Source organism: Marinobacter sp. (genome assembly GCF_041690455.1).
Taxonomy (GTDB): domain Bacteria; phylum Pseudomonadota; class Gammaproteobacteria; order Pseudomonadales; family Oleiphilaceae; genus Marinobacter.
Map to the genome: position 1 here is coordinate 1 of NZ_JAWLHI010000023.1, position 14,507 is coordinate 14,507.

Sequence of the window (14,507 nt, forward strand, 5' to 3'; positions counted from 1 at the left end):
TCCATGATGGTGGTCAGCGCGGACTCCATCAGGACATCCTTCACGTTCGCGCCGTCGTCCTTGCCGATCGGATGGCTGGCATCGATCTGGATCTCGAAGTGCATGCCGTTCTTGACCAGCAGCACGCCGGTCGGTGCGTCGGCAGCGCCGGTGTAGCCTGCAAAACCGGACTCGTCTTTCAGGCCGGTGGTCTCACCGTTTTGCAGCTTGACGACCAGCTTGCCGCCGTCAACGGAATATTTTGCTGCATCCTTGTGGCTGCCGGAAGCCAGCGGTGCAGAACTGTCCAGCAGGTTACGGGCCCACTCGATCACCTTGGCACCACGAACCGGGTTGTAGCCCGGGCCCTTGTCAGCGCCGCCTTCTTCTGAGATGGCATCGGTGCCGTACAGGGCATCGTAAAGGCTGCCCCAGCGGGCATTCGCCGCGTTCAGGGCGAAACGGGCGTTCATGATCGGAACCACCAGCTGCGGGCCCGCCATGGTGGCCACTTCCGGGTCGACATTGGAAGTGGAGATTTTGAAGTCAGCCGGCTCTTCCACGAGGTAGCCGATGTCTTTCAGGAAAGCCTTGTATTCGGCCATGTCCAGCTTCTGACCCTTGTGGTCACGGTTCCAGCTGTCCATTTTCTCCTGGATAGCGTCACGCTTTGCCAGCAGTTCGCGGTTGCGCGGGGCCAGTTCGTTCACAATCTTGTCGAACTCTGCCCAGAATTTGTCAGGATCGACACCGGTACCCGGAATCGCTTCGTTGTTTACGAAATCATACAGATTCTTCGCGACCTGAATGCCGCCAATTTGTACGCGTTCTGTCATCGTTGTCTGCCTCAATGCGTTTGATTTCCCGACTCACATTTATAGTCGGAGCCTGGATCCCTGTTTACCCCCGGCGCCAGGTCGTGCCTTCCCTGGAATCATCCAGAATAATGCCCATCTCCGCGAGCTCGTCGCGAATCCGGTCGGCCTCGGCAAAGTTTTTCGCCTTGCGGGCGTCGGCCCTGGCCTGAATCAGCCCCTCGATTTCCTCAGCGCTCAGCTCGCCTCCGGTATCAGCCTGGAAAAAGGCTTCCGGATCCTGCTGCAGCAGACCGAGGACAGCACCAAGGCGAACAAGCACAGCGGCGCTGTTCTTCGCCTCATCCTCGTTACCGTCACGACGGTGCTGATTGATCTCATTGGCCACACCGTGCAAAACGGCGATCGCCCCGGCAGTGTTGAAGTCATCATCCATGACTTCCGCGAACCGGCGGTCATGCTCGGTTTCGGGCACATCCGCCTCTTTGGCCGGAACAATGCCTCGCAAAGCGTGGTACAGCTTGGTCAGCGTTCGCCCTGCCTCGGCCAGGTTATCTTCCGAGTAGTCCACCTGACTGCGGTAATGGCTTGATACCAGGAAGTAACGCACGACTTCGGCCGGATATTTGTCCAGAATCTCGCGGATTGTGAAGAAGTTCCCCAGGGATTTGGACATCTTCTCCTTGTTCACGCGAATGGCGCCAGCGTGCATCCAAGTATGAACGAACTTGTGCCCGGTAGCGCACTCCGACTGGGCGATTTCGTTTTCATGATGCGGAAACAGCAGGTCCGGCCCGCCACCATGAATGTCAAAGGTGTCACCCAGACACTGAGTCGACATGGCGGAGCACTCAATGTGCCAGCCAGGACGGCCATCGCCCCAGGGTGAAGGCCAGCTGACCTCGCCCGCCTTGGCAGCTTTCCAGAGCGCAAAGTCGGCCGGGCTCCGTTTGGCCTCCTGGACATCGACCCGGGCGCCAGCCACCAGGTCTTCCAGTTTTTTCTTGCTCAGCTTGCCGTAGTCCGGGAAGGACTCCACCGCAAAGTAGACGTCGCCATTCTCTGCCGCGTAAGCGTGGCCACTGGAGACCAGCTTGTGAATCATGGCAATGATCTCGTCAATATAGGCAGTGGCCCGGGGCTCCTCGTCCGGAGACAGTACGCCGAGTTTGGCCTCGTCCTCGTGCATGGCACGGATCATGCGCCCGGTCAGGTCCGAATAGACCTCGCCATTCTCATCGGCCCGGCGCAGAATCTTGTCGTCAATATCCGTGATGTTCCGGACGTAGTGGACGTCATAGCCCCGGTGGCGCAGGTAGCGGGTAATCACATCGAAAGCCACCAGTACCCGTGCGTGGCCCAGGTGACAGTAGTCGTACACGGTCATGCCGCAGACATACATGCGCACCTTGCCAGGCTCGATGGGCCGGAACTCTTCTTTTTGCTGGGTGAGCGTGTTGTAGATTCGGATCACTTGCCCCCCTTACCCCAGGAATCCCGCAGGGTGACGGTACGGTTGAATACCGGGCGGCCGGCGGCTGAAGTCTGTTCCTGATCACAGAAGAAGTAGCCCTCACGCTCGAACTGGTACGGCAGGTCCGTGCGCGGGTCCGCCAGCCCCTTCTCGACCCGGGCGCCTTTCAGAACCACCAGGGATTCCGGATTCAGGTGGTCAATGAAATCACCATCCTTGTCGCTGTCCGGGGATTCATGGTTGAACAGGCGGTCGTAGACATTGATGTCCGCTTCGACACTGTCTGATGCGGAGACCCAGTGAACCACACCATTGGGTTTGTACCCTTCGGGGTTCACGCCGAGCGTATTCGGATCATACTCGCACTTCAGTTCAACGATCTCACCACTGTCGTCGCGGATGATTTCCCGGCAGGTCATGACATAACCGCCACGCAGACGCACCGCCTGGTCCGGTGCCAGCCGCTTCCACTTGCGTGGCGGCTCCTCGGCGAAGTCTTCCCGATCGATATACAGCACCTGGCTCCAGGTAACCTCCCGCTCGCCCATATCCGGGTTCTGCGGGTGAACCGGCAGGGTCAGGGTTTCGGTCTTGTCTGCCGGATAGTTGGTCAGGGTCACCTTGAGCGGACGCATCACACACATGGCACGCGGGGCACGGGTGTTCAGATCCTCCCGAATGGCATGCTCGAGCATGCCCACATCCACGGTGCCGCCAGCCTTGTTCACGCCGATCATGTCGCAGAAGGTGCGGATGGATTCCGGGGTGTAACCACGGCGCCGCATGCCTGAGATGGTGGGCATGCGCGGGTCATTCCAGCCATCCACGTAGTCCTCGTCCACCAGGCGCTTGAGCTTGCGCTTGGAGGTGATGGTGTAGTTCAGGTTCAGTCGGGCAAACTCGATCTGACGCGGATGGCAGGGAACGGAAATATTGTCCAGCACCCAGTCGTACAGCGGCCGGTGGTCCTCGAATTCCAGGGTGCACAGGGAGTGGGTAATTCCCTCCATGGCATCGGAGATCGGATGGGTGTAGTCGTACATCGGATAGATGCACCACTTGTCGCCGGTCTGGTGATGATCGGCGTAACGGATCCGGTACAGGATCGGGTCCCGCAGGTTGATGTTCGGAGACGCCATGTCGATCTTCGCCCGCAGCACCAGTTCACCGTTCTGGTACTTGCCATCCCGCATATCCCGGAACAGCTGCAGGTTCTCGTCCACCGGACGGTCCCGGTACGGGCTGTTCCGGCCGGGCTCCTTCAGGGTGCCCCGGTATTCGGCCATCTCGTCGGCGGACAGCGCACAGACATAGGCCTTGCCGTTGCGGATCAGCTCCTCGGCAAATTCGTAGAGGGCATCAAAGTAGTCAGAGGCATACCGGACCTCACCGGCCCATTCGTAACCAAGCCAGTGCACATCCGCCTTGATGGCGTCGATGTACTCCTGGTTTTCCTTTTCCGGATTGGTGTCGTCAAACCGCAGGTTGCACTCGCCGCCGAAGGTCTCGGCAATGCCAAAATTCAGGCAGATGGACTTGGCATGACCAATGTGCAGGTAGCCGTTCGGCTCCGGCGGGAAACGGGTGACGACTTTGCCGGTGTGCTCACCTTTGGCAATGGCATCTTCGATCAGGCTCTGGATAAAATTGTGGGCTTTCTTCGACTCGGCGCTCATACAATCTCTGTTGGACAGGGGTTGAATCTTGAACCGCGTATTATACTCACAAATCCTTTCCGGACTCATGCATAGCGCAAAACTCTTGAGTACAATAGCGCCCTGAAACCTCTATAAACCTGTACAGGAAACCCTGATGATTCTGCTGCAAACCAATTTCGGTGATATCAAGCTCGAACTGGACTACGACAAGGCCCCGGAAACCGCCAAAAACTTTGAACAGTATGTTCGTGACGGTTTCTACGACGGACTGATCTTTCACCGGGTAATCAGCAACTTCATGATTCAGGGTGGCGGCTTCGAGCCGGGCATGACCCCGCGCAAGACCCGGGAGCCGATCCAGAACGAAGCGGACAACGGCCTCAGCAACATGGTTGGCACCATTGCCATGGCGCGGACCATGGATCCGCATTCCGCCACCGCCCAGTTTTTCATCAACGTGGAGAACAACGGCTTCCTGGATCACACCGCCAAGAATGCCGAGGGCTGGGGCTACTGCGTATTCGGCAAGGTGGTTGATGGTATGGATACCGTCAACAAAATCCGTGCCGTGCGCACCACCATGCGCGCCGGCCACCAGGACGTTCCCGCCGAGGACGTGATCATCGAGAAAGCCGAGGTTCTGGAGGACGCGTGACCACGCTGTTTATCTCCGATCTGCATCTGGAAGAGTCGCGTCCGGACATCACGGACGCGTTTCTGGCCTTCCTGAAGGATAAGGCCATGGGTGTGGAGCGTTTGTATATCCTTGGGGATTTCTTTGAGGCCTGGATCGGTGACGACGAGCGCACTCCCCTGCAGGAAACCGTCGCCGCCGCCCTGAAGGAAGTGAACGAGAGCGGTACCGAGATCTTCCTGATGCACGGCAACCGGGACTTCCTGATCGGTGAGGATTTCTGCAACCGTGCTGGCGCCACCCTGCTGGATGATCCTACTGTGGTGGATCTTTACGGCACCCCCACCCTGCTGATGCACGGCGACAGCCTGTGCACCGCAGATGTGGAATACCAGAAGTTCCGCGCCAACATGCGCAACCCTCAGTGGCAGCAGATGATCCTCGCCCGCCCCCTGGAGGACCGCCAGCAGATGGCCCGCCAGTTGAGGGAAATCTCCATGGCCAAGAATCAGGGCAAGGCCGAAACGATCATGGATGTCACACCCGAAGAAGTTGTGAAGGAGATGGAGGCCCATGGCGTCCAGCGCCTGATCCACGGCCACACCCACCGGCCCGCCATCCACGAACTGCAAGCCAATGGGGAGGATGCACGCCGCATCGTCCTTGGTGACTGGCACCAGTACGTCTGGTGGCTGGAAGTGGAGTCGGGCAAGGAGCCGGAGCTGAACAAAGCCCCGTTATGACGACGGGGCTTCGGACGGCTCGCGATAGGTCTCGAGCCGTCTTAGCCAGCCTGGCAGCCAGCGCTCACGCTCGATCGGATTCTCCGCATTTTCGGCACGGCGGGTGAGCACTTCCCCGGCCGCTGACCGGAAGGCGTCCAGCGCGGCCTGCTCCTGCTCAGGACTCATCTCAAGCAGAACCTGCAGCAAGCCCCAGCCTTCGCCGTTATAGCGCTCGGATACGGCAAGCCCCTCGCCCTTGAAATTGACGTAATCCATGACCGCGTAGACGCCACCAGGCGTTGCACTCAGCTGCGCCAGATGCTCTGTAATCCGCTCCCGATGTTGCTCAGACGCTGCTTCAACCACCTTGTCCAGGGACTCCCTGGCCCTGCGGAAGATGAATTCGGCCTGAAGACCCTGGGTACCCGCCAGGAACTCCCTTAACTCCGCCACTCGGGTGGAATCTTCTACCTCCAGAAAGGTCTCCCGATCCGGCCAGGGCGCATCAAATGGCTCAAGATTCATCAGCCAGTCCGGCACCGCCGCCTGGCGCTGGGTCATATACTGGATCAGCTTGGGAAAACTCTCGACAAAACGTCCATCCACCCCTTCCGGATACCAGATGAAGTGCCCTATACCCAATGACGGGAAAGCCTCCCCCTCGTTCCAGTGCACCAGGCACTTCAACTTGCCGGCACACTCGTTCTGGAAAATCTTCTGACCGACCCAGTCCATCTGGGCAGGCTTGAGAGCCAGGGAAATATCCGCGCCCGTTGCAGGCGCGGCAGTTTCGGTTTCCTCTGCTGGCTGACTGGATTCAGCGGTCTCCTCGTTTTCCGGGCCGGAATCACAACCGGCCAGGATGAAGGAAGAGAGCAGCAGAATCAGCGGGAAGAATGCTTTAACCAATCAATCACCTCATAGACATGATCATCCGGCGGAAACACCGGATAGAACACTTTCTGGATTTCGCCATCTTTGGCAATGAGCGTCACCCGCTTGTTCAGGGTCACGCCTTCAACGGTAAACAGCGGAAGCTCCAGTGCCTGTGCCAGCGCCAGGTTCTCATCACTCAGCAGTTCAAACGAGATCCCCAGTCGATCGATGGCCTCCTGCTGGTATGCCATATCCTGGGTACTCACTCCAAAAACCTGTGCACCCAGCTCAGCCAGCTCCTGATGATGATCCCGGAATGCGCAGGCCTGCGGTGTGCAGCCCAAGGCTCCCGGAATTTGTGCCCACCCATCCGGGGATGGCCGGTCCGGGCGCCCGGTGCGGGGATAGAAGTAAAGCACCACGGTGCCCGCCAGACTGCCCACATTTACCGGGCGCGCCTCAGAGCTGGTCAGCGTGACATTCGGCAGGGCCTGTCCTTTCAGGTGATCACAGGCACCGTCGTCCACTGGCGCCGGGGTATTCTCGGGGATGCTTGTCATGGTTGTTGTCTCCTGTGGCATGAACCCGGTTATACCACGGTGACCGGCGTTTGGTTCAGCAAACGCCATTATGAAGCACCCGGCTGTCCGGAGTAATGACCCCCCGCTTAACATTCCTTCAGATTCCAGGAGTTTCCGGTTCAGTTAGCCACCATTATTTCTGTGAAGCATTTCAAAATGTTACGAATTTATTACCGATTTATGCCGTTTGCTTATATAGAGTCTGCGCTCCGGCACCGGCCCCGCCCGGTCCGGACGTCAAAAATCAAAAAAGGATGTAGTATGAAGAACGCATTGATTTGCTCGGCTCTGTGCGCTGCCCTGGCTTCCGGCGTTGCCCACGCGGATAACCACGGCACCTCCGGTTCCAACGGCCTGACCACCAACGATCTGGTCGCAAACGGTTATGCGGAAGCACGCCTGGGCTTCGCCGATATGGGTCTGAGCGATGATGCCATTGTTATTGCCGGCACCTTTGGTACGGCTCTGGACCAGGTTCTGCCGGGCCTGGGTGCAGAAGCTGAGCTGACACTGACTGCTGCGGATGCGGAGCAGAGTTACTCCGATGGCTTTGGCAACAATTACAAGTTCGAAGCAAGCTACTTCGGCCTCGGCGGCTACGCCACCTACACCCTGAACCTGGATGAGCAGGTCAAGGGACTGGAACTGCTGGGCAGGGCCGGCCTGGTTTACGTGGACGCTGAAGTTGACACTGAATTCGGCTCTGGCAGCGATTCCAGCATCGAACTCGGCGTGGGCATTGGCGCCCGCTACAACCTGCAAAACAACCTGGCTATCGTAGGCCGCTTCGACACCTACGACATCGATGTCCTGAGCATCGGTGCCACCTACCGGTTCTGATATCTCTCGATATCTATCCAGAACCGTCGGGCCCTGTTTCGGACAGGGCCCTGCAATACCCCATCACTCCATGACATGCTCGGCCAGTTTCGCCTTGATTTCTTCGGGAATCGGAACCGATTTCTCGTGCTCGTAGTCGAAGTGGATCAGCACCGACACACCACGGGCAATCTTCTTGCCGTCCTGCCAGGCTTCCTGGATCACGCGGAACGAACTGTTTCCGATCTCGCCGATTCCGGTGCGGATTTCCACCGGCATGTGCCAGTAGCTTTGGGCCAGCAGATCGATTTCCAGGCGGGCCAGGATCAGGGGCCAGGTTTTCACTTCCAGTGTCGGGTGAAAAATACGGAAGATGGGCGTCCGGCCCTGTTCGAACCAGACCGGCAATGACGTGTTGCTGATATGGCCCAGGGCGTCTGTGTCGCTGAACCTGGGTTCAATCTCGAGTGTGAACATCCTCGTTTCCTGTCTCTATGTCTCTGTGCGGGTTATTCGTGCCGCAGCGCATCGATGGGGTTGAGCATGGCGGCTTTACGCGCAGGAAAATACCCGAAGATGACGCCGATCGCCACGGAAAAGGAAAAACCCACGGCCATCACGGTCGGCGAAATCACGAAAGGCATGTTCAGCTGCCAGGTGACCAACCAGGTGCCACTTACGCCGATAACGAGACCGATGAGGCCGCCGAGTGTGGACAGGGCGATGGATTCAACGAGGAACTGCGTGAGCACATCCCGGGCCCGGGCCCCGATTGCCAGCCTGATTCCGATTTCCCGGGTGCGCTCGGTGACCGACACCAGCATGATATTCATGATGCCGATGCCCCCCACCAAAAGACTGACGGCCGCGATAGCGCCCAGCAGGATTGTCAGGGTGTTAGTGGTACTCTCCAGGGTCTGGGCAATGTCCTGGGTATCCCGGACATAGAAATCGTCAGCACCGCCGTTGACCGGATTGCGGCGCTGGCGCAACAGGGATTCTATCTGGTCCTGCACCAGCCCCGTGGAGCCATCCACCAGCGCGGACACGTAGATTGCGCTGACGTCCAGCTCACCCACCAGCCGGCGCTGGACTGCCTTGACCGGCATCAGGATGGTCTTGTCCCGGTCCTGGCCCATGGACTCGCCCTTCTCTTCCAGCACACCGATGACCCGGCAGGCGGTACGCCCTACCCGGATGTTTGATCCCAGCGGTTCCTGCCCCAGGAACATTTCCTCGATCAGGGTCTTGCCGATGATGCACACCGCGGCACCGGAAGACAGCTCGCCCTCCTCGAACTCGCGGCCATACTCCAGGTAGTGGTTGCGCACAGCAAAATATTCGTTGGTGGTTCCGATCACCGGAATGGTGTCGTTGGCATTACCGATTACCACGGTGGCACTGGTGGTGAGTGCCGGAGCCACCAGGATGCCATCCACCTCGTTGCGGATAGCCTCTGCATCCGCCAGTTCGAAATTCTCCGCACTGGTCCGAAGTCCGCCGGGTCCCCGCTGGGCAGTCCCGGGCATGACAAACAACAGGTTGGAACCGATGCTGGCAATCTGCTCAGTCACGCTGCGGGTCGCGGACTGCCCGAGGTGCACCATGGCCACCACACTCGCCACGCCAATGATGATGCCCAGGGTTGTAAGAAACGAACGCAGTTTGTTACGGGCAATGGCCTGCACCGACATGCCCAGGGTATCCAATGCTCTCACGGAATCACCTCCGCAGGCGCACCGTCCCGGATCAGCTTGCCATCGGTGAAAAATAGTACCCGGTCCGCATAGCGGGCGATATCCGGCTCATGGGTTACCATCAGGATCGTGATTCCCTTCTGTTCACGGATGGACACGAGCTCCTTCATAATCTCCCCGGCCATGACGGTATCCAGATTGCCGGTGGGTTCATCCGCCAGCAAAACCGGAGGCTCCGTTACCAGGGCCCGGGCTATCGCCACCCGTTGCTGCTGGCCACCGGAAAGCTGGGCGGACGTTGCGTGCGCCCGATCAACGAGTCCGACGGTGGTGAGCGCCTTCATCGCCAACTCATGACGCCGCGCTGGCCGAACTCCCTCATAAATCAGCGGCAGTTCAACGTTACTCAGGGCACTGGTGCGGGGCAGCAGGTTGAAGCTCTGGAACACGAAGCCCATGAAGTTGCGGCGCAAAAGGGCGAGCTCATCGCGGTCGAGGCCACCGACCTCAACCCCCCTGAACCAGTATTCCCCGGAGGTGGGCACATCCAGGCAACCGAGAATGTTCATGCAGGTGGACTTGCCCGAGCCCGACGGCCCCATGATGGCAACGAACTCCCCGGCCCGGATGCTCAGGCTGACACCATCCAGGGCGCGAACCTCGGTTGCAGCGCTGCCGTAGATCTTATAGATATCGCGCATCTCCACCACGGATGGCGCGGATTGCGGCACGGCCGACCCACCAACGTTACCTGGTTCAATCATGGAGTTACCGCCGCCTGCATGCCGGTAATCACTTCGTCACCTTCCGCCAGCTCGTCACCGGGCAGTTCCGTGTAGCGGCCATCGGAGGCCCCCGTTTCTACCACCATCCGGGATGGCTCACCGTCGCGCAGCACCCAAACCGTGTTTGAGGGACCGGATCGGTTTGATCCGGCCCGGGCGCCGGGGTGGCTGAACAGGCCGCCACCTCTGGCATCGGTCGCCGGCGGGGTAAAACGGAATGCCATGTTCGGCACCCTCAGGACATCCTCCCGACGGCCGGTTTCGATGGTAGCGGTGGCCGTCATGCCCGGCTTGAGCAACCCTTCGCTGTTATCCACGGAAAGCACAGTGGTGTAGGTGACCACGTTGTTCTCGACGGCCGGGTACAGGTGAACCTTGAGCACTTCGGCAGAAAACTCCCGACCCGACCAGGCATCCACGGTAAAAGTTGCCATCTGACCGGCTTCCACCATCCCGACATCGGCCTCGTCCATGGACACGTGAAGCTCCATGGCTTTCAGATCCTCGGCCAACAGGAACAGCACCGGTGTCTGAAAACTGGCCGCCACGGTATTACCAGGTTCGATACTGCGCTGCAAAACCACGCCGTTGATGGGAGAGGTAATCACCGTTTTTTCGAGCCGGGTGCGGGCCTGAAGCACAGCAGCCTCGGCCTGTCTCACCGAGGCCAGGGCATAGGCCAGCTTCGCTTCTGCCCGCTTGCGAACAGCTACGGCGGCATCCAGCTCCGCCTGGGCAGTAGTACCTCGCTCACGCAATGCGCTGATTCTTCGTTCATCCACCTGCGCTTCCTGCAGGGTAGCCTCAGCCTCTGCCACTGAGGCCCGTGACAGGGCAAGCTGGGCTTCGGCCTGTTCCAATGCCACTTCCAGCTCATCGGTGTCGAACAGAGCCAGAACCTGGCCTTCGGTCACCTGGTCGTTCTCGTCCACCAGGACCTGCGTGATCAGCCCCGATATCTCAGCACCCACGGAAACCTCACTCTTGGGTTCCAGGCTTCCGGTGGCAGTGGCTGTCAACACCATATCGCCGCGGTCCAGGTTGTGGGTCCGCCACTGCACTTCGCCGTCATCGGGCCACAGCCACCAACCGGCAATTGCCGCCAGCGCTGCCAGCACCAACAGCCATATCAGCCGCCCGGCCCTGCCCCGCTTGCGCTCCGAACGTATAACCCGATTGACCTCCTCCGCCATTTCCTGCCGGGACGCCTCGTCTCCCTGTTGCATCAACTTCTCCTTCCAGATCGGATTACATATGCCACGGACTTGAGACACGTCAATATGCAATCTGCCGGGTAGCTTCTATATTGCCATCACAGGACGTGCATTTTTTGGCCAACTCATCAGCGCCATCAACGTTTCTGCCCACAATATGTATCAAGGCTCGGCCGCATGGCCAACAAAAAGCCAGGGAGATTTGAATTATGGGTAGTAAAATTCTGGGATCCGTCGTGCCAGGCATACTGGCTGCGGGTCTGGTAACAACACTGGCCGGCTGTAGTGGCAGCGATAATGACGCCTCACTGGGTACTCCCCAGGGCGAGTCCATTGTTGAGGCATTCCTCACCGAAAAAGTCGTCCAGATCGGTGGTGCCACCACCGCGACAGCACGTGCTGACATCAATGGGACCGACTGGGCGGTGTACAACATGGCCAACCGGCTGGCGATCACTCCGATTCAGACCACCGCCGGAGCGGTGCATGAAATCGAGCTGGAAAGCTTTATTCAGGATATTCTTGTGGTGCCCTACGAGGGCCGCACCTATGCATTGGCGGCAGTGCGTGAGTCCGGCATTGCGGTGGTGGATATTACCGATCCGGCGGCGATGCAGGTGTTGCATACCACGCCGGTGAATTATTACCAGGACGGCATTGTTTTCGCCGAAGGCGGAGGTGATCTGGTAACGGACGTAGTGATTGAGGGTCATGGCTTTATCAAATCGCTGGAAGCCGATGACACCAATCTTTGGATTGCGGACGAGAGTTACGGAATTCACAGGACAGCACTCGCCAATGTTATCAGTGCGACACCGATGCTGGAGGATGATGGCACGCTCCTTATCGACGATGAGGTCTACACCCTCCAGTATTCAGGGGAACACCCATGGGGTGCCCCCGCCGATTTGCAGTTACATGCTGACGGCAACCTGTATGCCGCCATCGGTTTCCTGGGTCTTGGCGTCTATGATCCGGCCACCCTGGACCGCATCGGTTACTACAACCTGTATACGGATACCAGCGTCTCCGAAGACTGGTTCCTCAATATGGACGTAACAACAGAGGTCCAGACCGGCACAACTGCTGATGGATTGGGGTACCTCGACTCCGATACCGGCATGCCCAACCATAACCAGGCATCGTTCGAGATCCAGGAGGTGTGGCATGGTGATGTTGACGCAGCGACACCCTGGGCGGATTTCGACCGCTATGGCAAGTACTACTACAAGGCCAACAAGCTCGATGTCGAAACATACGGGGATGGCGGCCAGACCATTGTCTACCTCGCCTATGGCCTGGCCGGCCTGGTAGCGGTAGATGCCACTGATCTCGCCAGTATTACTTATCAAGGGTATGCCCCGGCCGTCCCTGCCCATGGCCCGGATGAGCCGACCGGCGAGCAATCACAAAGCCTGTTCCCCTACTTCGGTGTGGGCATGCTCAAGGAAGCTGGCGTTATTGATGTCGAGGTGGACACAGCCAATAACCGGGTTTTCTATGCTGATCACTTCGCTGGATTGGTCGCCCTCGAGAACGCTGATGCGCCGGCAGGAAACTGGCAACAGGCAGGGGCTCCCTATGACAACGACCTTTTTCCGGACCGGTTGCACTGGCCCGACTACGAGTTCGTCACCTCCTACGACATGGGCGCCTGGGACCCGGACGATAATGAGTCCCTGCCGATCTGGATGTATGAAGCTCCGAGCCTTCTGGTCACCGGCGAAGTCAGCGGCCATGGCAACGCACTGTTTCTGATGCCCACACTCAGCGACACAACCGGCGCTGTGGATGTGGTTCAGGCCACCGGTGCCGGCGGCCTGAACTTCATGGACCTTGGCGATCTGACCACCGATGCGACTGACATGAGCACCAAGTTCACGGTCCCCGCCTATTTCGCCAGTACCAATGAAACCTATGCCGATGCCGATGGCACACCAACCTCGCCCCTGGCAGTTGGTCATACTCAAGGCGTGGCGGCCACGCAGCAGTATCTCTACATGGCCGACGGCCCCCATGGCATGAGCGTATGGCAGATTGCGGACGCCGATGGTAACGCCCTGGACGAACCGCACGTGGTTGCCAACACCGTGGTCGATGAATACGAGGTGGACAATCCCGATGGATCCACCGTTTATCCCACACCCCATGCCTACAACGTGATCCTGGGCGGCGAAGGCAGCCTGGCCCACGTCATGTCCCAGAGCCTGGGCCTGCGCCGTGTCGATGTCAGTGGTGCAGAGGCTGGCCAGGGTGTCCCGGGCGCGCCGCTGTTACTGACCCCGCAACCCTCGGACTTCTACGAGCACAACCTGGCAACAGGCTCCTACGGCGATATCAGCCGGCAGGACCATGCCTACGACGTGGATTTCCATGACAATTACGCCGTGGTAGCCGACGGCAGCAACGGTCTGACCGTGTACGACATGACCATGAACCCGGCTGACGGCACAGGCAATCACGTGGTTGCCAATCTGGGCTCAGCGACTGGCAATCCTCTATTGGGTCGCGCCTCCGGCGTGGAACTCTGGACCAATCCTGAAGACGGCAAGATCTATGCCTTCGTCGCGTCCGGCCATTCCGGCATCGCGGTGGTGGACATGACCGGTCTTCTGGTGGACGGAGTAACCCCGGGCATGGAACTGGTCAAGATCTTCCAGCCGATCAAGATCGAGGAAGAGCTGGATGGAACCGTGCATATCGGCAAGGCGGATAGTCGTAGCGTGGATGTCGATGTGGTGGGAGATCACGCCTACTTCAGCTACGGCGGTTTTGGCCTGCTGGCCTACAACATTGAAGACCTGTTGGCGCCGTTGCCGGAGGGTGTCGAGCCGAACAAGATCTGGACCATGGGAAGCGGCGGGTACGACTACCGTCCCGAGGCGGTCGCCCAGTATCGGCTCCAGGCCGAACCGGGACTGGAAGATTCCGATCCCGAAGCCCTGTACATGACACCGCAGTACTTTCCGGCTGATACCCTGCTGATTGATGGTGATGGCCACTGGTACACCCTGGACGAGTCAAAACTGCTGTTCTACGTGGCCTATGGCGAAGCCGGTGTTGCCAAGCTCGACTGGAGCGATCCGGCCAATCCGGTGCTGATGGAACACCAGCAGACCGTGGGCGAAGCCACTGGAACCGCGATCGCGAATGGACGGGTCTACGTGGCCGATGGCGGCGGTGGGCTGGTGATCTTCCGTCAATAAATCATCAACACCATAACGAAGAAGGCCGGGAATTCCCGGCCTTC

Annotated in this window: 12 protein-coding genes and 1 pseudogene; 4 read left to right on the top strand and 9 right to left on the bottom strand. The window is 59.1% G+C overall.

The genetic code is table 11. The features are described 5' to 3' along the window. From ACESMW_RS07320 to ACESMW_RS07330, 3 genes and pseudogenes are all read right to left on the bottom strand, one after another. Positions 1-815, bottom strand: a pseudogene (locus ACESMW_RS07320) (malate synthase G); the annotation flags it as partial. A gap of 64 nt (positions 816-879) precedes the next feature. Then, a complete protein-coding gene (cysS, locus tag ACESMW_RS07325) occupies positions 880-2,268 on the bottom strand; it encodes a cysteine--tRNA ligase (protein ID WP_372986398.1) in 1,389 nt (462 codons plus the stop codon). Next, the gene (locus ACESMW_RS07330; protein ID WP_372986399.1) at positions 2,265-3,944 is read right to left on the bottom strand and encodes a glutamine--tRNA ligase/YqeY domain fusion protein; all 1,680 of its coding nucleotides are present in this window, start codon (positions 3,942-3,944) and stop codon (positions 2,265-2,267) included. The genes cysS and ACESMW_RS07330 overlap by 4 nt, the downstream gene beginning before the upstream one ends. A gap of 136 nt (positions 3,945-4,080) precedes the next feature. On the opposite strand from ACESMW_RS07330, the gene ACESMW_RS07335 reads away from it, so the two are divergent. Together ACESMW_RS07335 and ACESMW_RS07340 are read left to right on the top strand one after the other, a co-directional pair. Then, positions 4,081-4,581, top strand: coding sequence for a peptidylprolyl isomerase (locus tag ACESMW_RS07335; protein WP_092000076.1), 501 nt, complete (start codon positions 4,081-4,083; stop codon positions 4,579-4,581). Then, positions 4,578-5,303 carry a UDP-2,3-diacylglucosamine diphosphatase gene (locus ACESMW_RS07340; protein WP_372986400.1) on the top strand — a complete coding sequence of 242 codons (726 nt, stop codon included), beginning with the start codon at positions 4,578-4,580 and terminating at the stop codon, positions 5,301-5,303. The genes ACESMW_RS07335 and ACESMW_RS07340 overlap by 4 nt, the downstream gene beginning before the upstream one ends. Here the strand turns inward: ACESMW_RS07340 and ACESMW_RS07345 are convergent. Both ACESMW_RS07345 and ACESMW_RS07350 read right to left on the bottom strand, forming a co-directional pair. Next, entirely contained in the window at positions 5,298-6,194 is an 897-nt protein-coding gene (locus ACESMW_RS07345; protein WP_372986401.1) for a hypothetical protein, read from the bottom strand. The two genes, ACESMW_RS07340 and ACESMW_RS07345, sit on opposite strands and share 6 nt — an antisense overlap. After that, positions 6,170-6,721: a peroxiredoxin gene (locus ACESMW_RS07350; protein ID WP_372986402.1), complete on the bottom strand. Its 552-nt coding sequence runs from the start codon at positions 6,719-6,721 to the stop codon at positions 6,170-6,172. Before ACESMW_RS07350 ends, ACESMW_RS07345 begins: the two co-directional genes overlap by 25 nt. A 282-nt stretch (positions 6,722-7,003) precedes the next feature. On the opposite strand from ACESMW_RS07350, the gene ACESMW_RS07355 reads away from it, so the two are divergent. After that, positions 7,004-7,582 carry an outer membrane beta-barrel protein gene (locus ACESMW_RS07355; protein ID WP_372986403.1) on the top strand — a complete coding sequence of 193 codons (579 nt, stop codon included), beginning with the start codon at positions 7,004-7,006 and terminating at the stop codon, positions 7,580-7,582. Between the two features lie 63 nt (positions 7,583-7,645). On the opposite strand, the gene ACESMW_RS07360 is transcribed toward ACESMW_RS07355, so the two are convergent. The 4 genes from ACESMW_RS07360 to ACESMW_RS07375 are packed head-to-tail and all read right to left on the bottom strand — an operon-like array spanning position 7,646 to position 11,269. Continuing rightward, positions 7,646-8,038: an acyl-CoA thioesterase gene (locus tag ACESMW_RS07360; protein WP_372986404.1), complete on the bottom strand. Its 393-nt coding sequence runs from the start codon at positions 8,036-8,038 to the stop codon at positions 7,646-7,648. Between the two features lie 32 nt (positions 8,039-8,070). Then, positions 8,071-9,279 carry an ABC transporter permease gene (locus ACESMW_RS07365; protein ID WP_372986405.1) on the bottom strand — a complete coding sequence of 403 codons (1,209 nt, stop codon included), beginning with the start codon at positions 9,277-9,279 and terminating at the stop codon, positions 8,071-8,073. Then, positions 9,276-10,022 (bottom strand): ABC transporter ATP-binding protein, encoded by a 747-nt coding sequence (locus ACESMW_RS07370; protein ID WP_372986406.1) that lies wholly within the window; start codon positions 10,020-10,022, stop codon positions 9,276-9,278. Before ACESMW_RS07370 ends, ACESMW_RS07365 begins: the two co-directional genes overlap by 4 nt. Further along, a complete protein-coding gene (locus ACESMW_RS07375) occupies positions 10,019-11,269 on the bottom strand; it encodes an efflux RND transporter periplasmic adaptor subunit (RefSeq protein ID WP_372986407.1) in 1,251 nt (416 codons plus the stop codon). The genes ACESMW_RS07370 and ACESMW_RS07375 overlap by 4 nt, the downstream gene beginning before the upstream one ends. 197 nt (positions 11,270-11,466) lie before the next feature. On the opposite strand from ACESMW_RS07375, the gene ACESMW_RS07380 reads away from it, so the two are divergent. Then, complete coding sequence (locus ACESMW_RS07380) at positions 11,467-14,463, top strand: hypothetical protein (protein WP_372986408.1); 2,997 nt, start codon at positions 11,467-11,469, stop codon at positions 14,461-14,463. Positions 14,464-14,507: the final 44 nt, after the last annotated feature.

Excerpts from the sequence above, each read along its gene's own strand:
- ACESMW_RS07375 (WP_372986407.1), bottom strand. The coding sequence starts at position 11,269 with ATGCAACAGGGAGACGAGGCGTCCCGGCAGGAAATGGCGGAGGAGGTC.
- ACESMW_RS07355 (WP_372986403.1), top strand. The coding sequence starts at position 7,004 with ATGAAGAACGCATTGATTTGCTCGGCTCTGTGCGCTGCCCTGGCTTCC.
- ACESMW_RS07370 (WP_372986406.1), bottom strand. The coding sequence starts at position 10,022 with ATGATTGAACCAGGTAACGTTGGTGGGTCGGCCGTGCCGCAATCCGCG.
- ACESMW_RS07380 (WP_372986408.1), top strand. The coding sequence starts at position 11,467 with ATGGGTAGTAAAATTCTGGGATCCGTCGTGCCAGGCATACTGGCTGCG.
- ACESMW_RS07335 (WP_092000076.1), top strand. The coding sequence starts at position 4,081 with ATGATTCTGCTGCAAACCAATTTCGGTGATATCAAGCTCGAACTGGAC.
- ACESMW_RS07360 (WP_372986404.1), bottom strand. The coding sequence starts at position 8,038 with ATGTTCACACTCGAGATTGAACCCAGGTTCAGCGACACAGACGCCCTG.
- ACESMW_RS07330 (WP_372986399.1), bottom strand. The coding sequence starts at position 3,944 with ATGAGCGCCGAGTCGAAGAAAGCCCACAATTTTATCCAGAGCCTGATC.
- ACESMW_RS07350 (WP_372986402.1), bottom strand. The coding sequence starts at position 6,721 with ATGACAAGCATCCCCGAGAATACCCCGGCGCCAGTGGACGACGGTGCC.